Annotated in this window: 17 protein-coding genes and 1 rRNA gene; 10 read left to right on the top strand and 8 right to left on the bottom strand. The window is 49.8% G+C overall.

Going from position 1 to position 25,432, the window contains the following annotated elements; all coding sequences use genetic code 11:
* The first annotated feature begins 7 nt into the window (after nucleotides 1-7).
* Nucleotides 8-2,969 (top strand): 23S ribosomal RNA (locus tag KDW_RS06190).
* 184 nt (nucleotides 2,970-3,153) lie between these two features.
* On the opposite strand, the gene queG is transcribed toward KDW_RS06190, so the two are convergent.
* Genes queG through KDW_RS06175 form a run of 3 tightly spaced genes read right to left on the bottom strand, consistent with a single transcriptional unit; the run spans nucleotide 3,154 to nucleotide 6,416 of the window.
* Entirely contained in the window at nucleotides 3,154-4,398 is a 1,245-nt protein-coding gene (gene queG / locus KDW_RS32685) for a tRNA epoxyqueuosine(34) reductase QueG (protein ID WP_151755149.1), read from the bottom strand.
* Nucleotides 4,399-4,446: 48 nt separating this feature from the next.
* A complete protein-coding gene (locus KDW_RS06180) occupies nucleotides 4,447-5,355 on the bottom strand; it encodes an ABC transporter permease (protein ID WP_151755148.1) in 909 nt (302 codons plus the stop codon).
* The gene (locus KDW_RS06175; RefSeq protein WP_233097643.1) at nucleotides 5,352-6,416 is read right to left on the bottom strand and encodes an ABC transporter ATP-binding protein; all 1,065 of its coding nucleotides are present in this window, start codon (nucleotides 6,414-6,416) and stop codon (nucleotides 5,352-5,354) included. The genes KDW_RS06180 and KDW_RS06175 overlap by 4 nt, the downstream gene beginning before the upstream one ends.
* Nucleotides 6,417-7,022: 606 nt before the next feature.
* Here KDW_RS06175 and KDW_RS06170 point away from each other — a divergent pair.
* The 5 genes from KDW_RS06170 (at nucleotide 7,023) to KDW_RS06150 (ending at nucleotide 12,832) form a co-directional block, all read left to right on the top strand.
* Nucleotides 7,023-8,831 (top strand): FAD-dependent oxidoreductase, encoded by a 1,809-nt coding sequence (locus KDW_RS06170; protein WP_151755147.1) that lies wholly within the window; start codon nucleotides 7,023-7,025, stop codon nucleotides 8,829-8,831.
* A 118-nt stretch (nucleotides 8,832-8,949) separates the two neighbouring features.
* Nucleotides 8,950-9,498: an RNA 2'-phosphotransferase gene (locus KDW_RS06165; RefSeq protein WP_198925208.1), complete on the top strand. Its 549-nt coding sequence runs from the start codon at nucleotides 8,950-8,952 to the stop codon at nucleotides 9,496-9,498.
* 662 nt (nucleotides 9,499-10,160) lie between these two features.
* The gene (locus KDW_RS06160; protein ID WP_151755146.1) at nucleotides 10,161-10,829 is read left to right on the top strand and encodes a sigma-70 family RNA polymerase sigma factor; all 669 of its coding nucleotides are present in this window, start codon (nucleotides 10,161-10,163) and stop codon (nucleotides 10,827-10,829) included.
* Entirely contained in the window at nucleotides 10,810-12,030 is a 1,221-nt protein-coding gene (locus tag KDW_RS06155; RefSeq protein WP_151755145.1) for a hypothetical protein, read from the top strand. Before KDW_RS06160 ends, KDW_RS06155 begins: the two co-directional genes overlap by 20 nt.
* 577 nt (nucleotides 12,031-12,607) lie before the next feature.
* Nucleotides 12,608-12,832: a helix-turn-helix domain-containing protein gene (locus KDW_RS06150; protein ID WP_126626286.1), complete on the top strand. Its 225-nt coding sequence runs from the start codon at nucleotides 12,608-12,610 to the stop codon at nucleotides 12,830-12,832.
* 122 nt (nucleotides 12,833-12,954) lie between these two features.
* On the opposite strand, the gene KDW_RS06145 is transcribed toward KDW_RS06150, so the two are convergent.
* Entirely contained in the window at nucleotides 12,955-13,410 is a 456-nt protein-coding gene (locus tag KDW_RS06145; RefSeq protein ID WP_151755144.1) for an SRPBCC family protein, read from the bottom strand.
* Between the two features lie 261 nt (nucleotides 13,411-13,671).
* Here KDW_RS06145 and KDW_RS06140 point away from each other — a divergent pair, with 261 nt between their 5' ends.
* The 3 genes from KDW_RS06140 to KDW_RS06130 all read left to right on the top strand — a co-directional run bounded on the left by KDW_RS06140 (nucleotide 13,672) and on the right by KDW_RS06130 (nucleotide 17,467).
* Nucleotides 13,672-14,775, top strand: a complete 1,104-nt coding sequence (locus KDW_RS06140) for a Gfo/Idh/MocA family protein (protein WP_151755143.1) — start codon at nucleotides 13,672-13,674, stop codon at nucleotides 14,773-14,775.
* A gap of 35 nt (nucleotides 14,776-14,810) precedes the next feature.
* Nucleotides 14,811-15,587, top strand: a complete 777-nt coding sequence (locus KDW_RS06135) for an SDR family oxidoreductase (RefSeq protein WP_151755142.1) — start codon at nucleotides 14,811-14,813, stop codon at nucleotides 15,585-15,587.
* Between the two features lie 359 nt (nucleotides 15,588-15,946).
* Complete coding sequence (locus KDW_RS06130; RefSeq protein ID WP_151755141.1) at nucleotides 15,947-17,467, top strand: catalase; 1,521 nt, start codon at nucleotides 15,947-15,949, stop codon at nucleotides 17,465-17,467.
* Nucleotides 17,468-17,524: 57 nt separating this feature from the next.
* Here KDW_RS06130 and KDW_RS06125 read toward each other — a convergent pair whose 3' ends face one another.
* The gene (locus KDW_RS06125) at nucleotides 17,525-18,727 is read right to left on the bottom strand and encodes a hypothetical protein (protein WP_151755140.1); all 1,203 of its coding nucleotides are present in this window, start codon (nucleotides 18,725-18,727) and stop codon (nucleotides 17,525-17,527) included.
* A 401-nt stretch (nucleotides 18,728-19,128) separates the two neighbouring features.
* On the opposite strand from KDW_RS06125, the gene KDW_RS06120 reads away from it, so the two are divergent.
* Nucleotides 19,129-19,548 (top strand): hypothetical protein, encoded by a 420-nt coding sequence (locus tag KDW_RS06120; RefSeq protein ID WP_151755139.1) that lies wholly within the window; start codon nucleotides 19,129-19,131, stop codon nucleotides 19,546-19,548.
* 57 nt (nucleotides 19,549-19,605) lie between these two features.
* Here the strand turns inward: KDW_RS06120 and KDW_RS06115 are convergent, their stop codons facing one another.
* The 3 genes from KDW_RS06115 to alr form a co-directional block, all read right to left on the bottom strand.
* A complete protein-coding gene (locus KDW_RS06115) occupies nucleotides 19,606-21,357 on the bottom strand; it encodes a dynamin family protein (protein WP_151755138.1) in 1,752 nt (583 codons plus the stop codon).
* Between the two features lie 71 nt (nucleotides 21,358-21,428).
* Nucleotides 21,429-22,409 (bottom strand): diacylglycerol/lipid kinase family protein, encoded by a 981-nt coding sequence (locus KDW_RS06110; protein ID WP_162004998.1) that lies wholly within the window; start codon nucleotides 22,407-22,409, stop codon nucleotides 21,429-21,431.
* Between the two features lie 313 nt (nucleotides 22,410-22,722).
* Nucleotides 22,723-25,425, bottom strand: a complete 2,703-nt coding sequence (gene alr, locus KDW_RS06105; protein ID WP_162004997.1) for an alanine racemase — start codon at nucleotides 25,423-25,425, stop codon at nucleotides 22,723-22,725.
* Between the last annotated feature and the right edge of the window lie 7 nt (nucleotides 25,426-25,432).

Raw genomic sequence — 25,432 nt, 5'->3', positions numbered from 1 at the left:
AATCAGAGAACAAGCTACACAGAGTACGAGGTGGATGCCTTGGCGCTAAAGACCGAAGAAGGACGCGGAGACCGGCGAAACGTTCGGGGGGAGCTGCATGCAAGCGATGAACCCCGAGATTCCGAATGAGGCAACTCCTCCAGAGTGATGTCTGGAGACCGCCTGCTGAACACATAGGCAGTGACGGGGGGCAGCGGGTGAACTGAAACATCTCAGTAACTCGACGAAAAGAAATCAACCGAGATTCCCGTAGTAGTGGCGAGCGAACCGGGAGGAGCCCAAACCGATGATCTTTCGAGATGATCGGGGTTGTAGGACCGACAACAAACAATTTTTGCTTACTTGAAGGCGTTGGAAAGCGCAACCAGAGCGGGTGACAGTCCCGTAGAGGACGAGCGAGAAGCGTGGGTCGGTATCCTGAGTACCACGAGGCACGTGAAACCTTGTGGGAAGCTGGGGGGACCACCCTCCAAGGCTACACATCTTTAGCGACCGATAGCGAACAAGTACCGTGAGGGAAAGGTGAAAAGCACCCCGAGAGGGGGATGAAAGAGACCCTGAAACCACGTACTCACCAGCAGTCAGAGGCCACTGTTCCATGAGGAACTAAGGGCTGATGGCGTGCCTTTTGTAGAATGATCCGGCGAGTGCATCGTCGTAGCCTGGTTAACCAGTGGTAAAGCTGGGGAGCCCCAGGGCAACCGAGTCTGAACAAGGCGAATGTTGCGGCGATGCGACCCGAAACCGTGTGAGCTATCCATGAGCAGAGTGAAGCGGATGTGACAGTCCGTCGAGGCTCGAACCCACCAGTGTTGCAAAACTGGGGGATGACTTGTGGATAGGGGAGAAATTCCAATCGAACACGGAGATAGCTGGTTCTCCCCGAAATGTATTGAGGTACAGCTGTATGAAACACTATCCTGGAGGTAGAGCACTGAATGAGCTAGGGGCCACGTGCTGGTTACCAAACTCAACCAAACTCCGAATGCCAGGACAGCATGCATGCAAGTGAGACGGCGGGGGCTAAGCTTCGTCGTCAAAAGGGAAACAGCCCAGACCATCGGCTAAGGTCTCCAAATTGATGCTTAGTGTGAAAGGGAGTCAGTACGCCCAAACAGCCAGGATGTTGGCTTAGAAGCAGCCATCATTTAAAGAGTGCGTAATAGCTCACTGGTCGAGTGTAGTGGCACCGACAACGTACCGAGGCTCAAGCATCATACCGAAGCCATGGAACTCTATCCTAGATAGGGTTGGTAGGGGAGCGTTCTCAAGCAGAGAAGCCAGACCGTGAGGACTGGTGGAGCGAAGAGAAGTGAGAATGCCGGAATGAGTAGCGTCATGTCTGTGATAACCAGACACACCGAATGCCTGAGGGTTCCTGGGCACCGTCAATCGTCCCAGGGTGAGTCGGGTCCTAAGCCGAGGACGTTATAGTCGTAGGCGATGGCAAGCAGGTTGGACATTCCTGCACCGGAGACATTTGTTATGAGCAATGGGGGGACGCGGTAAGGAAGGTGAGCCCATCGATTGGACAGGATGGGTCTGTACGGCGAAGTGCGAAACCGAGGAAAATCCCGGTTTCCTGTGCATGACACGTGCAGCGAGCGGACGTCAGTCCGCGGAAGTCATTGGCCCCTACGCCGCCGAGAAAAGCCTCTCGCCAGAATGCTTCTCCGCCCGTACCGCAAACCGACACTGGTAGGCAGGGGGAAATCTCCCCAGGTGATCGAGCGACCCTCTGTTAAGGAACTCGGCAAATTAACCCCGTACCTTCGGAAGAAGGGGTGCCCTAGTAGCGAGGCTCTTCGGAGCGGCGTGAGGGGGTTGCAAGAAATTGGCTCAACCGACTGTTTACCAAAAACACAGGTCTCTGCGAACGCGAAAGCGGAAGTATAGGGGCTGACTCCTGCCCAGTGCCGGAAGGTTACGAGGAGCGGTGATCGTAGCTGCGAATCTAAGCCCCGGTGAACGGCGGCCGTAACTATAACGGTCCTAAGGTAGCGAAATTCCTTGTCGGGTAAGTTCCGACCCGCACGAAAGGAGTAACGAGTTGAGCGCTGTCTCGACAGAGGACTCGGCGAAATTGAAGTACCCGTGAAGATACGGGTTACCCACGACAGGACAAAAAGACCCCGTGGAGCTTTACTACACCTTGACCTGGAAACGAGTTGAAGCGTGCGTAGCATAGGTGGGAGTCGGAGAACCTATCCCTGTGGGGGTAGGGGAGACAACAGTGAAATACCACTCTCGTTGCGGTTTGTTTCTCATACGTCACCGTGAGCCGGGACGTAGACAAGATCAGGCGGGTAGTTTGACTGGGGCGGTCGCCTCCCAAAGCGTAACGGAGGCGCCCAAAGGTTCCCTCAGGGTGGATGGACATCACCCGTAAGAGTGCAAAGGCAGAAGGGAGCTTGACTGCAAGACGGACAGGTCGAGCAGGGACGAAAGTCGGGCTTAGTGATCCCACATTCCCGAGTGGAAGGAGTGTGGCTCAACGGATAAAAGCTACCCCGGGGATAACAGGCTTATCTTGCCCAAGAGTTCATATCGACGGCAAGGTTTGGCACCTCGATGTCGGCTCGTCGCATCCTGGGGCTGGAGTAGGTCCCAAGGGTTGGGCTGTTCGCCCATGAAAGCGGCACGCGAGCTGGGTTCAGAACGTCGCGAGACAGTTCGGTCTCTATCCGTCGTGGGCGTAGGAAAATTGAGGGGCGTCATCTCCAGTACGAGAGGACCGAGATGGCTCGACCGCTGGTGTGCCAGTTGGCCTGCCCGGGCCAGAGCTGGATAGCTATGTCGAGAAAGGATAAGCGCTGAAGGCATCTAAGCGCGAAGCCGCACCCAAGACGAGTTTTCCCATCACTTCGTGTGATCAAGATCCCAGGAAGACGACCTGGTAAATAGACGACACGTGGACACCTGGTAACAGGCGCAGCGAAGTCGCCCTAATGATCGTACGGCTTGTTTCACATCAGTATCTTCATCGTGGACACTCGCGTGAGTGCACTCGGCTTCAGCTCATCGGCTGGCAGAGGCGCTCGGCAAAATTGAGGAAATGATATAGACTTTAGTTCGGACATGCTTCCACCAGAGAGATATATCTTGCTGGTGGTTTTTTTATGTTGATTGATATTTGTAAGAAGCAACTATGCGCTAGCCTATCGTCAGCGCATAGCGGATCTCCTTTTGAACCTCCTCATCCTCTTCTGTCACCAGGGCTGCCTGTAACGCTGTAACGACAGTGGTTCCCCCAATATTTCCCAATGCCCAGGCTGCGTGACCGCGAATCAGCGCCTCACTATCATGTAAGGCATTCACGAGAGCTGGAATCGCCTGTGGATCTTTACTATTACCAAGAGCTACACACACGTTGCGTAAAAATCCGCGTCTCTTAGTACGCTTGATAGGACTGCGTCTGAAGCGCTCGCGAAACTCCTCTTCGGTAAGTGCTAATAAAGGAATTAATTCAGGAGTACTCCCTACGGCAGGGCGGGTACGAAATTCTGGTTGTGGTTGGAAAATTTTCACTGGTTTCGTGTCGCTGACAGTTATAGGCTCTCGCTTCTTGATCATATCCAGTGCAATCACAGGCTTTCCCTGTGCATCCCTCAATCCCAGGCGTTTCTCTGCCACCTTGTTGACGGGACAGACCTCCTGACAAATATCACAGCCGAAGATCAGGTTTCCCATAAGTGGACGTAACTCTAATGGGATACTACCGCGCAACTCAATAGTCAGAAATGAGATACACCTGGTACTGTCCAGTTCATATGCATTGGGAAGAGCGCCCGTTGGACAGGCGTGCAGGCATATTTCACAACTGCCACAGTTTGCCTTCAGCGCATTATCTGGTTCAAGTGGCAGATTGGTCACGATCTCTGCCAGAAAGACCCAGGAGCCCCAGCCTTTGGTTAAGATATTGGTGTTTTTACCAAACCACCCTAAACCGGCCCGCTGTGCGACCGCTCGATCAACCATCCTGCCAGTATCGACAAATAAACGCGTCTCTACCTCTTCGGTTCCTGTTGTTTTTGCATAATCTTTTAACCACTCGGCAAATTGTTGCAGTTTGGGCTTGATAATATCGTGATAATCATCCCCCCAGGCATAGCGTGAGATATTTCCATGTGGTACCTGTGAGGTTGGCTCCTCAGGTTGCTCTGTCAGGTAGCAGAGTGCCAGTGTAATGATTGATTGGGCTTCCGGTAAAAGAGCATCTGGATGGCAGGAGATTTCAGCCCTTTCAGCGGTGAACCAGGGAAGACCATCCAGTAAGCCGCGCCCAATACGCTCCTGGATGACTTGTTTGGCCTCAGGAAACGCCGCTGCGCTGGTAATACGTGCTATATCAAAGCCTAATGAGTAAGCATACTCTTTGATTGTCTGTGTATCAAGCATGGTTATGTGTTACCGTTACATCTATTTCTTGAGCGGAAGGTGTTCCACCTAATTGGTGATATCGCGAGTTTTCAAAGACCACCAGGTGAGACCACCAAAAACTACCAGGTAGATAATGATGACGATACCAGCATGAAGATCATTGATAGCTCCAGCAGAATTTCCCATCAAGTAATTTTGCTGATTGCTGCGTAGCGCATTTAAGTTATTATCAATAAAATAATCTGGCACCGTGGCTAGAAAGTTACCAAATGCATTCTGTAAACGACTTCCTAGCAACGCGAGCAAGCCGCTGATAGCATTCTCTAGAAACCACCAGATTAAAACTCCTGTTACTCCCGCCGCCGTGGCTTTTCCCCAGCTAGAAAGGCAAACGGCAAGCATACTGTAAGTAAACAGGCTAAGCATGATTGCCAGGATAAATAAAATGGTATGCTGGATCCAGTGGCCCGTAAAAAAGCTGAAATCTATTTTGTGACCAACAGGCAGATTCAAAAGCATCCAGGTTATTATACCAATCCCTATCAATGAAATGATTGTGATACAGACACAGATCAACATGGCTCCAAGTTTGGCCAGCAGAAATTGGAGACGGGTAGGTCCACGGGTCAACATCAAACGGATAGTACCAACCGAGTATTCTCCGCCCACAATCGTTCCCGCGAGAATAATAAAGAGGATTGAGCCAACAAAATTTGAGATAGATAAAGTCATATAGATGGCGTCAGGTAAAGGTTGCGATGAAGTCCAGTTGGTGAAGAGCAAGGCCAGTATGATGGTGGCAATAGCAATAGTGCTTAAGACCTTGGACATGGCACGGCGACGAATCTTATAGAGCTCACCAGCAATTGAACGTCCCAGGACACTGATAAAGCTCTGGTTGCCCATAACTACATTTTTGCTGCGTTCGGGCATCGGGAGCAGTGATTCTGTCATTGATGGAGAAACTTTACTCATCGTATAGCTCCTTTTGTGTTATCGCTGGCAGCGTTCAGGAATTTTTGCGTCTCAATGTGACCGGCCTCTGAAAACTGATGAGGCAGGGCTGTCGCTTGCAGATAGACTGCTTCCAGACTGCCTTCACGTGGATGGAGTTCAGCTGCGAAAAGATTATGCCGGGCCAGCAGCATATTGATGTCAGCTGAGCGTGCGGATGGTGCATCCACGAGAATGATGGATTGTCGCAACGCATTTTGTTCTACCGCGATATGGTTAATCCAGCTGGCTTCCTGTTCTCTGACGCGTTGTAAAACTTCGAGTGCTTCCTGTACTTCCCCTTCGCGCTGCATACGAACCTCAACCTGCTCTTTTTCACGTAGCAGCTCTTTGACGTCCCCTTGTTTGACCAGATTGCCTTTACGCAGTATCGCCACGCGATTGCAAACCTGCTGTACTTCGGAGAGGATATGACTGGATAGAAAAATAGTTTTTCCCAGAGCAGCCAGTTGCTGAATAAGTTTACGGATTTCAATGACACCAGCAGGATCCAGGCCATTTGTTGGCTCATCAAGCATCACAAGTTCAGGATCTGCCAGGAGTGCAGCCGCGATGCCGAGACGTTGTTTCATACCGAGTGAGTAGTTCCGATAGACGAGCCGCTGGTATTGCTGGAGTTCAACAATATCTAAAACTTCTTCATAGCGGGCTTTATTTGTGCCACCCAATTTCATGCCAGAATTTGCGGCAATGACTCGTAAATTATCAATGCCAGAAAGATACGGATAAAAGGTTGGCGTTTCTACAATGGCACCAATGCGTTGTAAAATAGCTGGCAGTTGGTACGCATTATCCATTCCAAAAAGGACTGCCCGGCCAGCGGTTGGATGAATCAACCCCAATAACATACGAATAGTCGTTGTCTTGCCTGAGCCGTTGGGGCCCAGGAAGCCAAAGACATCACCTCGCATGACCTGTAGATTGAGATCATTGACCGCCACAAGATTGCCAAAGGCCTTGGTTAGTCTTTGCGTACTGATTACGGGTGTGCCGTCATATAGTGGGGTATGTGTCTCGCTCACTGACGACTCCTTCTTATGAAGTATTTCGTTTCTGAAAACAGCTTATTGTCTCCATATTTTATTTCATTCAACGTGCAAAAGCATTGAGTTGATAGATAACTTCGAACGCTTCCACAAAGAATGGAAGAATCTTTATCTCATCCGAATAGTATACGTGAGTGGGCAATGCTATGCCATTTTCCTCTTTAGGAAATAGAGTTCCTGCTATTGTATATTATGTCATGTATGCCTTTTGATGGTTACCTCCTTATTACTGATCGACATAAGCACATCCTGGAGCAATATCCCTGGCCTTCCGTTGGAGTCAGCTCGCTCCTACGTGCTCTCTTCTTGTTCCAGGGACTGGCCTTATGCTATAATCTGACAAGGAAAATTAGTCCAAGATGATATTCGTATCTCAACGCCAAGCGTGCTAGCCGCGCAGCAAAAACGCAATTATGTTTCCCACGAGTATTGGTCTAATGATTATTTGGAAAATTTATAGGGAAATAGGCCGTACTATGGACGGTGGCATATGCCGTCTGCGCTGTCTCCCCCTGTTCCGGGTGCTAGCATACCTCCCTACCTGGTAGAGAGTACCCGGCACCCAGGAAAGGACTTTGTAAGATGATTGATCCCGATAGCGAATTGGAAGCTCGATACCGTTCGGTTACAGTGACCCCGGACTGGTATCAAACAAATATTCCTTGTCAGGTGGGATGTCCAGCTCATACGGATGTATCCACCTACATTGGTTTAATTTCACAGGCGCGGTTTGATGAAGCATATTTATTGAACCGTAAAGCCAATGTTGTACCAGGTGTACTGGGTCGGACATGTGCTAAGCCATGTGAACCTGTCTGTCGTCGTAATAAAATTGACGGTAAGCCGATTGCCATTTGTTGGCTCAAACGTGCGGCTGCCGATCATCGTGAATATCGCCATCATGCGGAATGCCCGCCAGTAACCAAAGATAAAAAGGTTGCTGTTGTGGGTGCTGGCTCTTCTGGTATGGCCTGTGCTCGTGATCTGCGCGAGATGGGCTATCCGGTTACCATTTATGAGCAGTATCCAACCGCCGGTGGTGTCATGGTCAATGGTATTCCTGTCTGGCGCTTGCCTCGCTATGTTACCACTGAAGAGTGTGATGAGTACATGGCGGACATTGGTGTCGAGATTAAATATAATACCCGTGTTGGTCGTGATGTTCAGGTGACGGATCTGCTCAAAGAGTATGACGCGGTATATCTGGCGGCTGGGTGTTATGTGCCAAACGCATTGACCGGTCCCGATAATAAAGTCATTAAAGGTGCTGACCTGCGTGGCGTTGAAGACGGTATTCGGTTACTGGAAAAAACGAACTATGGCGAGCCTGGCTTTATTGGCAAAAAAGTAGCTGTACTTGGTTCGGGCTTTACCGCGATGGACTGCTGTCGTACCGCGATCCGCTTTGGTGCTGAGAAGGTATATATCATGTACCGTCGCTCCAAAGAAGAAGCCGGTTCAGACGAGTATGAGGTTGATGAGGCGGTGTTCGAGAGCGTTGAGTTCAACTATCTCGTGACACAGTTGGAAGTGACCACTGAGGATGGTATTCATGTCAATGGCATGCGTTTTATCCGCAACAAACTGGGTGATCCCGATGCCAGCGGCCGTCGCCGTCCTGTACCTATCCCGGGCACCGAATTCTCAATCGATGTAGATACCGTGATTCCGGCCTTTGGTCAGTATAGCGATGTATCCTGGTTGCAAGCTGAAGAGCTGGGCCTGGAAGTGAATAAATGGGGTGTGCCTCTGCTGGATATGGATACCTGGATGACAAACCATCCTGGTCTCTTTGCCGGCGGTGACTTCACTCAGGGTGCACGTAACTTGATCTCCGCCATTGGTGATGGCCGAGACGTTGCGGCAGCCATTAACCGTTATCTGGGTGGTGTTGATAAGCCAGCTGAACCTGCGGAAGAGGTTGAGTTGCCCGATTATCGCCGTGGTATGGTTGATGATTATGAGTCCATCCCACACCAGATGCTGCCTTCACTGGCTCTCAAAGATCGCTATAGCCATACACGAGAGACTGAGACAGGTTATACCCCTGAGCAGGCGGTTATTCAGGCCCGTCGTTGTTTACAGTGTCAGCTGAATATCATGATTGATCCTTCAATCTGTATTCTCTGTTCTGGCTGTGTAGACATCTGTCCTTATGACTGTATTAGCATGGAAGGCTTATCCCGTGTGGTGAAAGCTGATCCTCTACACGAGGATGCTGGCTCATGGCAGGGTGGAGCCGACATGATTATTGACGAAGAGAAGTGCATTCGCTGTGGACTGTGTATTGTACGCTGTCCCACGGACGCCATCTCGATGGTACAGTTTGAAGTTGCCAGCCCGAATTCGCGCTGGACGGTTTCGAAAATACCAGTCATTAACGTCAACTAAATAAATGGTCAGCTGAAATACAGGAATGGTTATCATCATTCCTGTATTTCAGCTTGTCTGAGAACTTGAACAGTGTGTTGCCGCATTGGATAGCGATAGAGATACAAGGATTGTATGCATGGAAATTGATCTGACACAACTGAGTAAGACCATGGCTTATGCCCTGCGTCATCATCCTGCACAGTTTGGTTTAACCTTAGATGATGAAGGATGGGTCGCTGTAGAGGCTCTGGCCTCGGCCCTGCGCCAGCAGCGTCCAAAATGGCGGCATGTACAGGTGGCTGACATCGAGGCCGTTCTATCGCTACCAGGTAAACAGCGCTATGAATTGCGCTCTGGTCGCATTCGGGCGTATTATGGTCATTCTATCCACCAGCGAATGCTGCGTGAAGCGGCAACCCCGCCTGAATCTCTTTTTCACGGTACCACACCGGTCGCCTATCAACAGATTTGCCAGTCTGGTTTATTACCGATGGGACGTCAGTATGTCCATCTTTCTGAGGATAGAGAGACTGCGCTGCAGGTTGCTCGTCGCCGTACCTCACAGCCCATCATTTTGCGCGTTTCAGCACTGGCCGCGCACCAGCGTGGTATTCCTTTTTATCTGGGCAATGAAAGTGTCTGGCTTGCCGACAGCATTTCTCCAGATTTCCTATCAAAGGCATAAAGCGGTATGTATATATCTTTTCATTATGAATGTGTGAAACAATCATAATGTTCTATGTATAAAACCTCTATAATTTTGCCGTCTTCACGAGGTTTATTGGTTGGTGGATGCATAGGTCTTTCGCGCCAGTCATTGCATCCCGGTGCTGTTTTTTTTCTGGTGTGCTTAAAAACAGCATTTATTTCTGAAGAAGAGCATAAAAAAGATCTTCATGGCCTTAAAAGATATATATGTGTTCTGCTCTCTCCCCCTTTAAATATGTGCATTTATAGATCTATATTATTATTTATCTGACAGTGATAGAGATAGTATAAAAAGCAAGGAGAGCAATAGAAATCCTGGCAGGACTTTTGGCTTGACAGATCCTCTTTTATTTGCCTATTTAAACGTCTAATATATATGTGATTTATCTACTTCATTCTAGTAGTACATTGGAATAGGTACTTGACAATTCCCGCCATATTACGCAAAATTGTAAAAAAGCCCGGTTTGTGAGAGATGTGCATCATATTAGACGTATATTTATCATGGATTAGGCGAGTGTACCACCGATCATGGTATATCCTTTCCCCTCTTTTTGAGTTACCTTGCTATATTTTTATAAGTGGCAGGTGCCGGTGGCTCACTATTCTGAAAGGATATACGCAGGTCTGCAAGGAGCAATGATGGTGCGACATGAATGGTCCGATGAGGATCTAGCCCAAAAGCTGCATGAGCGAGACCCCGAGGCGCTGGAAACCCTTATTTCCCGTTATTCTCGTGAAGTTTTTTACTTTATTCGTTTGGTACTTGATAGTGTAGGGGTAACGCAAGATGCAGAAGAGTGCGTCAATGATCTTTTTGTTGCGGTGTGGCAGGAAATAGATAGTTTTGACACTACACGCGGGACCTTGCGTACCTGGCTGACGATGCGTGCGAAATACATTGCACTGGATCGTCGACGCCAGCTGTGTCGCCGTCAGACACACAATGTTCAATCCGCGGATGAAATTCGTCAGTGGAGTTCATCTGATACTTCTGGAAATGGTAGAGCTTCTGGTTGGGGCTATGAGCACGAGGGCCGTGCTACATTACCTCCTCACCCTGAAGCAAGTATGGAGCATTTGCTGGAGCAAAGTGAAAGGCGTGAGGAATTACGGCAGGCCTTGGCGACGTTGCCCGAACTTGACCGCTTTCTGATCTATCATCGCTACTTTAAATTTGCTAGCACAGAAGAATTAGCGAAAAAGACGGGATTGACCCGCCACGCAGTTGACACCCGACTCTGGCGAGCGCGCAAAAGTTTACGCGAGGCGCTCAAGGAGCATTCCCATGAGTATGAGCGAATTTGAGGAACATCCAATTGATATCAATGCCGAAACATTTTGTCTCCCAAATATGGAAGGCTTGTTCCCCGCTGATTTTTCACTGGATGAGGTTGAGTTTGCCTGTGAGTTAGATGCCCTGTTTTCGCCGGAACAAGAGGAGCTTCCGCCTTTATTTGTACAGACGCTGGTCGAGCCCGAAGATGCACGTTTCCAGTCTCTTGAGCAAGGATTTGAATTGAAGACGCGGGCCGCTGTAATGCGGCGCCTGCGTTTGAAGCGCCGTATTGCTCCACCCCTTTCTCGTCCCTCCCTGAAGGTGGTGTTATCTGGTCGTATGGCTTCAATTTCACGTCCTTTGCTGGCTTTTTGTGCCTCTTGTTTCTTCATTATGTTGCTTACGGTCGTTGTAACTGCACCCACTTTTGCTTCTGGCCTGACATATTTGTTATCCGGTACCCATAGTGGGGTACTGATGGTAAATACTCCGCCACTGATTTCAACCGCAAAAGTTCCGAATGCAAAACATGTACCTGGCGTCTCCAGGACCGAAGGCCAGATGATTACTGTGCCTCAAGCACAGCAGCGACTGCATTTCCCTCTTTCTGTACCATCATATGTACCGACTCGTTATAATCAGAGCGATTTGTATATGTATGAAGGCGACAATACCTGGGTGGATGGTCCGATTATCGTGGCTGAATATACCTACTCGTTGCCAGGCGTGGCACCCAAACATATTACTATCTGTGAGTTTAAGCCTCAACAGACGGTCTTCCTGGTTGTGAAGGACGGAGCGGCCAGACAGATTCCTGTCAACCACAATGGTAGTAGCGACTCGGCTATCTTTGTCGAGGGCCATTGGACTCAATTCGGCAATGCATCCTCTACCTGGGTATATAATGATCGCAGTGAAATTATTGATGAAAATAATGGTGTCGTTTTTTGGATCGTTGGCGATCCTAGCGATGGCATTAATAATGCAGAACTGACATCGGTAGCTAATTCATTGCATGAATTTGATCTGCACGCTAATCATCATATTGGTGGTCGTCTGGATCGGGTTATTCAGAGTGGTGAAGATACCCCTAGTCTTTTTGCCCATGACGTTATCTCGCTGGAGAATCCTGACAACAACGATGGTCCTTCCTTTAAGGTTGTCGGATCCACATCTGAACAACCACTATCCCGCAATGTTCTCAGTAGCCAGTTTCCTTTTATCAATTAATGCCCCTGTGATACTTTCGGTAGCAAGTGGAAGCCTATACTTTTTGCCTGGTATAGCTTCCTTTGTGCCAACTCCAAATAGACTACTGCTCTGTCAATGATGATGCGAAAGGCAGGGGTGCCGGGCATGGCCATCCCCTGACTGGTTCCAGGGCTGTGCCCTGGTCTCCCGCCCGCGTAGCGGGCGAACCTTTTCAATGAAGTTTGACAGAGTACTACCATGAAACACTTTTCAGGATCCAACCGTATAGTATACGGAACTTTCGTTCCTGGACTATGAAAATCTGAAAATACCTTCCTTTATGCAATCAAATCGTTTCTATTTGAGGAAATTCACTGCAAGGTTTGAGCCATTGTTTGCGTTTAGTATAGAGAGATACGCATTGGCCTATTTTTAGCTATAAGGGGTATTGTTAGACGTTGAAAGATTACTCTTGTTATGTCACTAGACAACAACATGTATCATCTGGTATGCTATTTGATGTAGATAGAAAAAGTGTATACATGTTTTGCACCAGTTCATCTTCTCTTGCAACGCCGCCCGAGAAGCTAGCAATAGAACCTCGAAGGAGAGGATAATGAAAGTAGCTACAAAAGTGAGAATGACCAGATCTCATGGTATTCCTAATCTACGTGTACTTCGCCAGCGTAAAGGATTGAGCCTGGGGCAGCTTGCAGACCTCTCCGGTCTGCGCCGCGATACCATCACTCATTTTGAAACGGGACGTGAAGAGGCCCAACCATATCACCTGCGTATTTTAGCTCGTGTGTTGGGTGTTCCAACTCTGGATTTAGTATCCTGATACTACACGTGTGATTGGTCTCATGCCAGAGGGCATCGTTTAGATGCCCTTCTAGTCATTTTCATCATCTATAATAACTCGCTTCAACTATGGGGTACACCTATCGTTGAAGCGTTTTTTTATCAGGCCTGTGTTGTACCGATCAACTTTTCAAAGTTTTTAAAGAAATGATCCATCGCTCCTTTGACGGCCGTTTTAATGATAAATTCAGGCGTATTCGCAATCTTGCCTTCGAGTACGGTGCTGGCATTGTAAACCAGATTAGTGAACGCCCCTTCTTCAGCCAGATCAATCTTACATAAGGTTTTAATTGAGCCAATAGAGCTACTAGGAGCAGCCTGTAGCACAATATGCGATGGCGCTACCACTTCGGTGGGCTGGAGATAGATGGTATATGGCCCTTTGAAGCCTGGAAAATTAGGTGAGATGAGGATCTTTATCTGGCGTCCTTCCGGCAGATCAACATATTCAGCTGTCTGACAACCTGGAAGGCATTGCTGTAAAATTTCAGGATTGAGAATACCTTGAAAGACACGTTGCTGGGATGCTTTTATTTTCTGATGGCCTGCAATATCCATGCTTATAACTCTCCACTTCTATCTTTTCTACCTATCACAACCTGCTGTCTCTGGATGGTATAATTGCGCCAGGATCAGCTAGTGCAAGAAAAATACTTCCACTTATCATAGTATAGCCACGGCCATTTTTGAAGCGCAATCTTTCTGCAAGAAGGTACTAATTGTCGCTGGATTTCTGGGAATGATGGTTTTTTGAAATCTCTACTATGTATGGTATGCTACATAGCGTTGGGTAAAATTTTAAAGGAGCTTTTTTCCACAATGACGAGTGAGATACAAAATGGCAAGATTCGTGTAGGTATTATAGGCCTGGGTTTTGGTGGCGAAAGTGCTTTAAAAGGCTTTCGATTGTTACCAAATGTTGAGGTCGTGGGGCTGGCAGGCCTTGAAGAGGATCGCCTGGCGTTTTTGGGAGACACATACGGAATCCCAACTTCCGGTCGTTATCGGGATTATCAGGATCTGCTGGCGAACGAGCAGCTGGATGCTGTGAGCGTCGGGGTACCTAATTCTTTGCATGCTCCGATCGCCATCGCGGCCCTGGAGCGTGGTTTGCATGTGCTCTGTGAGAAGCCGCTGGCCCGTAATAGCGAGGAAGCCGCTTCCATGGTTGAGGCTGCAACCAGAGCTAATCGTGTTTTACAAGTAGTATTTAACCACCGCGAGCGCGATGATGTGCAGACCTTGAAGCGCTATATCGATGAAGGTAAACTTGGCAAGATTTATTATGCCAAGGCATACTGGATGCGCCGCCGTGGTATTCCCGGTACGGGCTCCTGGTTTGTGAACAAGAACATGGCCGGTGGTGGTCCACTGATTGATTTAGGGGTACATGTGCTGGATATGGTTTTGCATTTATTGGCAGAGCCTTCTGTGTTGACGGTATCAGCATCCACCTATAATGAATTGGGCAGCCGGGGCATTGGCTTTGATCTTAAAGCGCGTAAATCAGGGGCTGGTCATGGCTATGAGGTAGAAGATCTTGCCACCGCATTCTTACGCCTCTCGAATGGGGGGACACTTCTGTTGGAAACCAGCTGGGCCACCCATAGCAGTGCTCAAGACGATTATGGCATTGTCCTCTATGGCACAGATGGGGGCGCTGATATCCGTGTGAAGAATTATAATACGGAAAACACTGTCACTATTTATACAGATATTGCGGGTGCCCCCTCAGAGATTCATCCCCATGTTCGTGGTGGACAATTCCATAACGCGGTAACGCAAACCTTTATTGAGCGCATCGTGGGCGGAAACTGGTCCCAATATAATGGATCTGATGGTTTGCGTCGTGCTCGTATTATTGATGCCTGTTATGCTTCAGCCTTGCAGGGTCGTGAAGTCTTGATCGAGACAGAAGCATAGCTGGCTGGTTCAGTGGTAGATAAAAGGAGATTTTTATGGGAGAGACAACGCAGACGAAGACTGCTTTGATTACGGGAGGATCCCGTGGTATTGGAGCAGAAACAGTTCTGGCATTGGCCGATCGTGGTTATGATGTGTCTTTTACCTATCGCAACAAGGCCGCGCGTGCCAATGATGTTGTCTCTCAGGCGACTCAGCGGGGAGTGAAAGCGCTGGCCGTAGGTTGTGATATCACACGCTCTGAGGACCGGATCCAGCTTTTTCAGCAGGTTCAGCAGTGGCATCCTCAGTTGGATGTCCTGATCCTGAATGCGTCTGGTGGACTTGAGAGAGAGATCCTGGCCCAGGATCCTGAGTATCCTATGCACATTAACCGGGATGCTCAGACGGCCCTGGTTGATCAGGCACTACCCCTGCTACGTCCAGGTGGGGTGATTGTGTTTATTACCAGTCACTGGGCACATCTCTATGGCCATGGCATTCAGCATGTCCCTGCCTATGAGCCTGTGGCCGCTTCGAAATATGCGGGCGAGCAGGCATTGCGGGAGCGACAGCAAGAGTTTGCGCAACGTGATATCCGCCTGATTGTTGTTACCGGCGATCTTATCGAAGGCACCATTACTCCAAAGCTGTTAGAGCGTTCAGCACCTGGATTGGCGGCTAATCGCAATATCCGGGTTGGCGCATTGCCAACTGCTACGGAAATGGGTGAAGCCATCGCCAGCGCTGCCAGTGATTCTTCATTGCCGAGTGGCCACACCATTGTCATCGGAGGCTCACTAGAATCGCTGATGACAGAAAAACTCGCCTGAATATGTTCCAATAAAGGGCTGTCTAATGTAGATGTGCAGAGGACAACCCCTTACGGCTGGAGGCGGCTTCCTCGGTTTTTTTACCCCGGTTTATCATGGGTGAGTGCAAATGTATCCTCTTGATTTACCTTGACATCTCAAATAGCTATTCCATATAATGGAGTATTAACGCATTCTAAATCTGAGCTTTTTTTTGCGCCCCTCATAGCGTTATCGTGCTGTTATATAGTAAAATACAACCTCTGGTAGCTGTAAGCTGTATCTTAGTAGCAGTATTTGGTATGAGCACACGCAAAAAGCTCTTCCGTATCCTGTAGTGCAAGATCGTATTGCTAGCGATGGAGACAAAAGGATTTTTTATGAGCGATAAGCATAACGAAAATACAAACGAGCAGCCAATCCTGACTACCCGTCAGGGCCACCCTGTTTATGATAATCAGAACCTGCGTTCCGTTGGCGATCGTGGGCCTGCCACCCTTGAGAATTACCAGTTCATGGAGAAAATGGCTCACTTTGACCGTGAGCGCATACCTGAGCGTGTGGTTCATGCCCGTGGTACGGGTGCCCATGGTTATTTCGAAGCCTATGGAAGCGTGGGCGATCAGCCGATCAGCAAATTTACTCGCGCTAAATTGTTCCAGGAAAAAGGCAAGCGTACGCCTGTCTTAATTCGTTTCTCTACCGTGATTCATGGTGGTCACTCGCCTGAGACATTGCGCGATCCACGCGGCTTTGCGGTCAAGTTTTATACTGAGGATGGCAACTGGGATCTGGTTGGCAACAACCTGAAGGTCTTCTTTATTCGCGATGCCATCAAATTCCCAGATTTCATCCACGCTTTTAAGCCTGATCCCGTGACCAATCGCCAGGATCCTAACCGTCAGTTTGATTTTGTCTGTCAGACTCCTGAAACGATGCACACAATTACCTGGCTCTTTAGCCCATGGGGCATTCCAGCTGACTATCGGCATATGGAGGGCTCAGGCGTTAATACCTATAAATGGGTGAATGCACAGGGTGAGGCTGTCCTGGTGAAGTATCACTGGGTACCTGACCAGGGTGTGAAAAACCTGACTCAAGAGCAGGCCAATGCTATCCAGGGCAAAAATTTCAACCATGCAACTCAGGATCTCTACGAGGCCATCGAGCGCGGTGAGTATCCTTCCTGGGAATTGCGTGTGCAAATAATGTCTGATGACGAGCATCCTGAACTGGATTTTGATCCATTGGATGACACCAAACTCTGGCCTGAGGATCAGTTCCCGATGTTGCCAGTTGGTAAGATGACACTGGATAAGAATCCTGCCAATTTCTTTGCTGAAGTCGAGCAGGCTGCTTTCGGTACAGGTGTGCTGGTTGACGGTCTGGACTTCTCCGACGACAAAATGTTGCAGGGCCGTAGCTTCTCCTATTCGGATACACAGCGCTATCGTGTGGGCACAAACTACCTGCAGTTGCCAGTCAATCATCCCAAGACACACGTCGCGACCAATCAGCGTGATGGTAATATGTCTTATTCAGTGGATGGTATCGATAGTGGTGAGAATCCACATGTCAACTACGAGCCAAGCTTGCAGCATGGTCTGAAAGAGGCTCCTCGCGCTGGCGTTGAGCATACTCCACAGGTATCTGGTAAGCTGGTACGTCAGGCCATCGATCGTAAGAATCCTTATAAGCAGGCTGGCGAGCGCTATCGCAGCTTTGCGGATTGGGAGCGCGATGAGCTGGTCAATAATCTGGTCACGGCTCTGAAATCCTGCATTCCTGCCATCCAGGAGCGCATGGTATACCATCTGAGCCAGTGCGATGCTGATTATGGTCAGCGCGTTGCCAGTGGTATTGGTATCTCTGTCAAAACAGAGGCTGTAGCTGGCGACTAGTCATCCATCTAGCTAATAGTGGTGAAAGCAGGGGATCTTCATTGATCCCCTGCTTTTTTAGTTGTGGATGAGAGGCAGAAAGGGTGGTTGGAAGGCTGGATAGTATGGGGCCTCCTCAGTGTCGGGCCAGAGCTGGCGCATTTTTTGTGCCAGGGCACGCAAGGTCGCACCGATTGCTGGCATATAGCCGTTGACCTCTGTCAGGTGGGCTGCATTCTCGAAGAAGAGTAGGTAACGCTGGCGGTCGGTCAGGGCCATAATAAAGCGATCCTGGGGGAGAATAATTTCTAATGGTACCAGGGAATGAAAACCCAGGACCCAGGAGATGCAGGCTTCCGTCAATCCCTGATTGAAAAGCGTATCATCCATTACGGCTGGACAGCCATGGCTGAACTCGCGACGATAGCATGCCTCCATCTCTGCTATGATCTCCTCGGGCAGGCGATAGAGACAGCGACAGGTCGGAAATGGAACCCTGCCATACGCGCCTTCTAGCAGGGCATGGGTGTAGGTGCCTCCTTCAAAATCGATCATGCGCATACCCGCTTGCGTCTGAATCACATTATCTGGACAGGCATCTCCCTGCATAAAAGCGAGAAATGGTCCAGGATTTGTCAGAGCTGTCTGTAACATCGCGAGCTCATGCATGAGTCCGGGCGCTGGCGTGACATTGAGTGTGGTCAGGATCTTTTCCATTGTCTGTGGCAGCCACTGATAGTTAAAGTAAGGGGATGGACTATCAGGACCCAGTGTGCCCCGTAATTCTCGATAGGTGTCCTGCTTGCCGCTGGAGAGGGCATGGAGGCGACCATGAATACTGGCATAATCCAGCAGTGCTGCTCGTGCCTGTTGTGGATCATTGCCTAACAGGGCGTGGTTGAGTTGTGTGCCAGAGCCCAGGTCCTCCATTATAAACATACCAGCATTGCGATCCCCGACATAAAACCGTGGTGCCAGTGGTTCATCTGGCGAGAGGGTTTGTATAAATTGCAGGCTGGCCCACTCGTTGAGGAATAATGGATGCAGCTCTGTCTGTGGCGTCTCATCTGGCTGGTTGGCCTGTTTGATAATGACACTGCTTGCCAGCATCGTTTCACCCTCGATAACAGCACAACGATAAACCCTGGTGCGCTGACTACCACCCAGATCATCACCTGTTCCTAATCGAATGGTCGTACCATATTTCTGGGTTAGCAATTTTTCCGCCGCAGCCACCGTTTCTACGGCCTGGAGCGGTTGGGTTGTCTGATCTTCTGCCATGGGTTCCCTCCTAGCTATATCATCTCTCTCTGAGAGAATTAGCTTGCTTATTATATAGTATCTTTAATAACTTTAGAGTATGTTTGACACTCATGTTTATGGGGCACTTTGGCGCATGGATTTCGCGCCTGCGGCGCTCAACAATTGTTAGTATGTGGTGGAAAATCGTGCTCATCGCGCACGATTTTCCACCACATACTAATAAACATGGGCACTTTAGTGCCCGGGTGTGGCTAAATGCGAGGGTTCCTATCAACATGCATCTCAGACACTCTCTTAATCCCCTGCTCGAAAATCAAGTAAGGTCAGTAGTATGGCTGAGTTGCAACTTTGTTGGATGTATTGCGTAACTTTTTAGAAGGTTTTTTATGCTATAAATGATTGCAAAAGGGGTTTACAGGATGACACCACAGATGAATTCTGAGCAGCAGCGACCTCATTCCGATTCATATCAGGGTTATGAGGGAAATCAGGAGGTTCGTCAGAATCCACCAGCGTATGAGCATACCCGACCACCTTATACGCAAGCGCCAGGCGCTAACACCTTTATGGATGATAACTTTATTGAAGCCATCTCACAGCGTATTGCCCAGCGCTTGCCTCATAATGATCAATTCAATGGCAAGTTGCGTCAGGCCTCAAGTCAGCGCGCGAAATCATCTCCTGCTCAGCGGCTGGCACTGTCTATCGTCTCGCTCGGTATCCTGGTTCCATTAGTTCCGGTACTCTTTACCACTGGACTCAGTTCTGCTATATCTATACTCGCGCTGGGCATGATTTGCGGCGCCATCTGTTTGATTAATCTCATCTTTAATCTTTAAATTTTACATACATGGTTCCATCTCATAGAGAAACACCAGGCCAGAGATTGCGCTGGTTTAGTGTTTCTCTATCTCATTTTTGATGGCGTTGATGTCATTATCTAAGCGAGTGATACGACTCTGGACCTCGACTGTTTTTTGCTGTTCTGACCGCACGAAGCGCGTATAGGGCGCAATCGCATCCTCGATGCGCTCGACCGAGTTATGGAGTTCTTTGCGGAATTGCTCGCTCATGGCATTGGTCAGGTTGGTTTGTAACTCAGTCATTTTGTCGCCAAAGGCTTTTTTGGCCTGTTTACGGCGTAGTGGGATAATACCATATCCAACCAGTAAGAGACCGAGGCCAGCGATAATACCGGTAACGTCGGCTGCCAGTGTGCCCATAAAAGCCACAATCAGTGCACCCAGACCGACACCGCCCGCTCCCGTAATTACTGCCTGGGCGACGGTACTACGCATATCCTGTGCCAGTTGGAATGTTTCGGTTTCTGGATCATACGTGTTGACGACGCCAGTGACTGTACGTGAGACGGACTGTAAGAGGACGCGGCGGTTATAATCAAATTGTCGGCTGACGGTGCCGATCATTTTATCTTCACGGCGCAAACTGACCTCACGGCGCTGATCCAGGTATTCCATGACGCTTTGCCAGAAGTGATGTTCCTGTTCGACCATCCAGTCAATCATTTCCTGTACCGCCTGCTCAATACGGGCCGCGCTATCTCCCAGGACTTCGTTTTCAAACTCGCGCCGAATGCGTTCGCCCTGTACCAGATCCAGGATGCGGCGCAGGCGCATCGTATCGTCGAAGAAGTAATCACCACGCTGGCGCATCTCCAATATAATATTTGCGATCTCGGTCAGCCGATGCTTGAAGTTTCGCTCCATATCCTCGCGATAAAATTTGAGCTGCTCTTCGATATTGGACACGGTACGGGAATCCTCTGCCAGGAGTTTGGCCCGTTCTTCGACCGAGGTGCGTGTCTGATGCAGCAGGCGTTGCATGACGCCGAGCGGACTGAGAAGCTTGATACGTACGCGTTCTTCGGCATCCAGCGTTTCAAACAGATATTCTTCAAGCTTGCCAAAGCGGCTGCGCTCCCAGAGATCCAGTGCATCGTGTCCCACTGCGGTGCGGGCTTTCTGCGCTTGCATAGCAGAGACAGGAAAAATGTCTGCCTGGAAGCCCAGGAGTTGCTGACAATTGTTGGCGATAAACGTGGTGATTTTTTGTAATTCATCTGGCGTGCGCAGCAGATCGATCTTGTTGAGGACAAAAACGACCTTTTTCCCCCAGGAGCGAATACGTTCCAGGAAGGTTTTTTCGCTCTGGGTAAAGGGGCGATCGGTCGAAGTAATAAAAAGGATCAGATCACTGCGTGGCACAAAATCTTCGGTCAGACGCTGATGCTCCTGTAAAACGGCGTTGACGCCCGGGGTATCTACAATACTGATATCACGTAAAAACTCTGCAGGATAATCGATTTCCAGGATGTCTTGTGCGAGCAGGCGTTGGGATTGTTCCTCACCATGGCGCAAGATGGTTACCTGATGGGTGGTGGGGATGACGCCTTCTTCCAGCACGTCGCTGTGCAGCAGGGCGTTAATGCACGCAGATTTGCCCGCATTAAATTCGCCTACAATGACCAGCAGGAATAAATCATCAAGCGAAGCTGTGACCTGTCGCAGGGTCTGTTCATACGGCTCGCCGCCTTCAAAGTTTTCTAAACAGCTTGCCAGCTCAATTGCCAATTGCTTCTCTTGTTGTAACAGGACGCGCTGTTGATCCTGTAATATAGATTTGGCCATACTCTTTTTCTCTCCTCTGCAAGGCCACTGTATTACCCATCTATCGCGATGGATAGTGTAGTTATAATACGTTACAGCGGGGGCTGAGAGAACAGATCTTTTGGCAATATTTGTGGCACGATCACTTTTAATGCCTGTGGTACGACGCTTATGCAGGTTGGCTGCTCTTCTGATGTGCTGGTATGACCGATTGGTTCTCCATCCACTTGAATAGCAACCGGTTCAGTGGTCGTAATTTTGAGTGTATCGCTGGTCTCATAGCGGACCCATTGTTTGCGTTGTGGGCGCCGCAACAGGAAATCCAGTAGCACCGGTAAGCGGCGTAAGATATTTTGTCGACGTATCACACAGATATCCAGTACGCCATCATCACATTTGGCTTCCCAGGTATATTTCATTGCGCCCCCATACAACTGGGTATTGCCAATAATTACTTGCAGGGCATGAACTTTAATGACTTGATTGTTGAGGGCGATAGCCGCGCGAAAGGCGGGATAGCGGGCGCCCCACCAGGCTGCGACCAGCAAATAACCAATCACACCCAGGCGTTTTACCGGCTTCTTCTCGACGGCATGGGTGACCTCACCATCCACTCCAATACCTACCATAAGCAGGAAATAGCGATCATCAATTTTTCCCAGATCGATACGGCGCGTCTGTCCATTGAGCAGGACATTGCTGGCCTTATTGAGGTCCAGTGAAATGCCTACCTCGCGTGCCCAGACGTTGACGGTCCCGCTGGGTAATACTCCCAGGGCCGTCTCACTGCCCGCTAATGACTGAATGATTTCATGGATGGTGCCGTCTCCTCCGATAGCGATCACGACATCGATCTTTTGCTCAACCGCCTCACTGGCTATTCTGCGGGCATCGCCACCGGCCTGAGTTAATTTAAGATCAGCCTGCCAACCATGTTGATGAAGGGTTGAAATGATCTGTTTGATCTGATGTTCATGCATGGTATAACTGCCCGAAGTTGGATTGGCGATTAAAATTGCTTTTATCTTTTGTTTTTTTGTGGTGGAATTCATTTCATGTGTAGTTTCTTGCATTATCAACCTCACCATCCATGTACAATTATGCTTGTAAACGTTGATACCAATCTGGATATCGGCAATCTGCTGGCATGGATATTTATGTATCCATGCATGGGTTTACATCGTCCCTTTCTGTTACGTATGATCTTTGCCTATAGTTGTAGTACTCTGTCAGGCTCCATGAGAAAGATGAGCCCGCTACGCGGGCGGGAAAGGGGGAGGGAGGCCAGGGGACAGCCCTGGAACCCCGTCCGGGGATGGCCATCCCCTGCACCCCTGCCTTGCGCATCCACGTTGACAGAGCAGTAGGTACCACGAATGAAAAGAATTAATCGACGCGGGGCACGCGGGCCAGAATCCCTGATACTACTTCATAGTTGAAGGAACCGAGACGCTCAGCGACCGTTTCCGCACTCAGTGTCATTTCTCCCTGGCGTCCAATCAGCACGACCTCGTCACCCATGCGTGTTTGTGGAATATGGGTGACATCCACCATGCACTGATCCATGCAGACTCGACCTAAGATGGGGGCTTCCTGTCCGTGGATAAGCACGCTCTGCCAGTTCTGGGGTCCACGGCGAAAGCCATCGGCATAGCCAACGGGCAGAACAGCGATACAGGTTGGTTTTTCGGTGATGTAGGTACTACCATAACTGATGCCCTCACCGGCTGGAATCCACTTGACCTGTGAGACCTGGGTCTTGAATGAGAGGGCTGGCCGGAAACCTTCAGGCAGGTGTACGCTGGGTGATGGCTCCAGGCCGTAGATGGCGATGCCTGGTCTGACCATATCAAAGCGTGCTTCGGGCAGCATCAATGTCGCCGCGCTATTGGCCGCATGTACAATGGGCGGCCGCAATTCTTCGGCATCCAGCGCCTGAAGTATTTCCTGGAAACGGGATAACTGCATCTGCACATGTGCCTGATCTTCGGCGTCGGCCTGGGCAAAATGGGTATAGATGCCTTCGAGCTCAAGTCCTGGAAGATGCCTGGCTGTGCGTACCAGTTCTAAAATCTTTTCGCGCTCCTCATAACGAATACCCAGTCGTCCCATGCCAGTATCAACCTTGACATGGACTTTGACGACCTTATCCAGGGCGATCGCTGCTCGTGAGAGGGCCTGGGCTTCTTCTTTAGAGTAGATGGTGACGCTGACACCCAGGCGTAGCGCTTCGCGCATCTGCCAGCGGGGCACATAGCCAAAGACCAGGATCGGGGCGTTGATGTGGGCTTCACGTAGTGGTATGGCTTCGCTGACGGTGGCGACCCCTAACATGCTGGCCCCGTTTTGCAGGACTGTACGCGCGACTTTGAGGGCACCATGGCCATAAGCATCGGCTTTGAGGGCAACCAGAACGCTGGTCTGTGGACCTACCAGCGAGGCGATGTGACGTGTATTGCTGCCAATCGCGTTCAGATCTATCTCGACCCAGGTAGGGCGTTCTGCATGCATAAAGAAGGTTTTTTTCCAACCAGGAGTCTGACGTACCAGGAGTTCGGAGGCCTCCCAGGGACGGGCCATTAAGAGCTCGGTTACTCGTTCCATGCGCGTCTCTTCAGAACCTTTGATCAGGATGACCGCGTTGAGGTTCTCAAGGTCTGTGCTGGATGATGTAGTGCTAGTGGGCAGTGCACTCAGCAGACGACGCGCGGCCTGGGCTGCGTCTTCGTGGGTTGAGGTCATAATGATCCGTTCAACCGGCATACCTGCTAATTGGGCTTCTTCCGCGATCAAGGCGGCCCATTCGCCGCGCGTAATCAGATAATCGACATGTTCGGCAACCTGGCGTCCAATACTACGGTGGGCCTCCTCTTCGTAATCGCCCAGGTGCAGCATATCACCCAGGATCGCGATACGCTGGCTGCCAGCAGGTGCCAGGGTGCTTAATGTCTGCAGTCCTGCGGCGGTCGAGGCCGGAGTGGCGTTATGGCTATCGTCCAGCAACATTGATTGTCGTACACCGGGGAGTGGATTGAGTCTGCCGACGAGCGGCTTCAGGTCTGTCAGCGCCTGTTCAACGTGGGTTGGAAAGATGCCACGGCTGAGCCCGATCTGATAGGCGGCCAGCATCGTATCAAAGTGATGCCGTCCTAATAGTTGGGAACTCAGCTGGATGTACTGCTGGCCCTCTTTTTCAGGAGCCTCAACATCAGTGGCATGTTCTCGTGCCTCTGGCCGTACAATGCTGCCCTGGACACCCTGCCAGGTTACTGCGGTCACCAGTTGTTGGGCGCTCAAACCCTCGGGAATGTTCTCTAAGAAAGGATGACATGTGATGGGTGAAGGGGTATCGCGGACATATTGGGCTAACAATGCTTGAATAGTTGGATCGTCCTGATTATAGAAAAAGTGTCCTCCAGCAGGCAGACTGGTGAGCAGCGTGCTTAGTTCAAACGCGAGATGTTCAAGCGAGCTGAAATATTGGAGCTGGACGGGACTGATGTTGGTCAGCACACCGATCTGGGGCTGGAGCATACGGCAGAGGGCGGCGATTTCTCCTGGATGGTCACAGCCAAGTTCAATCACGGCATACTCATGCCGGGCCTCAAGCCTACCCAGGGATAGGGGGATGCCGAGGGTGTCATTGTAGTTTTGCCAGCTGCGGAAGGTGTTAAACTGGCATGATAATACATTGGCAATCGCTTCTTTGGTGCTGGTCTTGCCCACACTTCCCGTGACCGCAATCACGGTAGGATGCCAGATTTGCAAGATAGCGCTGGCATAATGTTGTAAAGCCAGGCGTGTATCCTCAACCACAATAATTGTAATTTCTTCCTGGGACAAAGCAGAGCGGGTTTGTTCGGACAATTGTTGAAATGCCAGCCCTTCAACGAGAAGTCCGCTGGCACCTTTACGGACAGCATCCAGCAAATGATCATGACCATTTCCTCGCTCACCTCGTACTGCCACGAAGAGCTCATCTGGTGCCAGTTGTCGGGTATCATGGTTGAAGGCCTGAAAGTGTGTATGCTTGCTCCGTTGACCCAGCGTACCCTGAGTCGCTTTTAACAGGTGATCGAGATAGATCATGGGCATC

This window comes from Dictyobacter vulcani (assembly GCF_008974265.1).
Classification (GTDB): domain Bacteria; phylum Chloroflexota; class Ktedonobacteria; order Ktedonobacterales; family Ktedonobacteraceae; genus Dictyobacter; species Dictyobacter vulcani.
Note: the sequence above shows the minus strand (reverse complement) of the source record. Positions and strands in the feature narration are given on the sequence as shown.

Excerpts from the sequence above, each read along its gene's own strand:
- queG (WP_151755149.1), bottom strand. The coding sequence starts at position 4,398 with ATGCTTGATACACAGACAATCAAAGAGTATGCTTACTCATTAGGCTTT.
- KDW_RS06180 (WP_151755148.1), bottom strand. The coding sequence starts at position 5,355 with ATGAGTAAAGTTTCTCCATCAATGACAGAATCACTGCTCCCGATGCCC.
- KDW_RS06170 (WP_151755147.1), top strand. The coding sequence starts at position 7,023 with ATGATTGATCCCGATAGCGAATTGGAAGCTCGATACCGTTCGGTTACA.
- KDW_RS06165 (WP_198925208.1), top strand. The coding sequence starts at position 8,950 with ATGGAAATTGATCTGACACAACTGAGTAAGACCATGGCTTATGCCCTG.
- KDW_RS06160 (WP_151755146.1), top strand. The coding sequence starts at position 10,161 with ATGATGGTGCGACATGAATGGTCCGATGAGGATCTAGCCCAAAAGCTG.
- KDW_RS06155 (WP_151755145.1), top strand. The coding sequence starts at position 10,810 with ATGAGTATGAGCGAATTTGAGGAACATCCAATTGATATCAATGCCGAA.
- KDW_RS06150 (WP_126626286.1), top strand. The coding sequence starts at position 12,608 with ATGAAAGTAGCTACAAAAGTGAGAATGACCAGATCTCATGGTATTCCT.
- KDW_RS06145 (WP_151755144.1), bottom strand. The coding sequence starts at position 13,410 with ATGGATATTGCAGGCCATCAGAAAATAAAAGCATCCCAGCAACGTGTC.
- KDW_RS06140 (WP_151755143.1), top strand. The coding sequence starts at position 13,672 with ATGACGAGTGAGATACAAAATGGCAAGATTCGTGTAGGTATTATAGGC.
- KDW_RS06135 (WP_151755142.1), top strand. The coding sequence starts at position 14,811 with ATGGGAGAGACAACGCAGACGAAGACTGCTTTGATTACGGGAGGATCC.
- KDW_RS06130 (WP_151755141.1), top strand. The coding sequence starts at position 15,947 with ATGAGCGATAAGCATAACGAAAATACAAACGAGCAGCCAATCCTGACT.
- KDW_RS06125 (WP_151755140.1), bottom strand. The coding sequence starts at position 18,727 with ATGGCAGAAGATCAGACAACCCAACCGCTCCAGGCCGTAGAAACGGTG.
- KDW_RS06120 (WP_151755139.1), top strand. The coding sequence starts at position 19,129 with ATGACACCACAGATGAATTCTGAGCAGCAGCGACCTCATTCCGATTCA.
- KDW_RS06115 (WP_151755138.1), bottom strand. The coding sequence starts at position 21,357 with ATGGCCAAATCTATATTACAGGATCAACAGCGCGTCCTGTTACAACAA.
- KDW_RS06110 (WP_162004998.1), bottom strand. The coding sequence starts at position 22,409 with ATGCAAGAAACTACACATGAAATGAATTCCACCACAAAAAAACAAAAG.
- alr (WP_162004997.1), bottom strand. The coding sequence starts at position 25,425 with ATGATCTATCTCGATCACCTGTTAAAAGCGACTCAGGGTACGCTGGGT.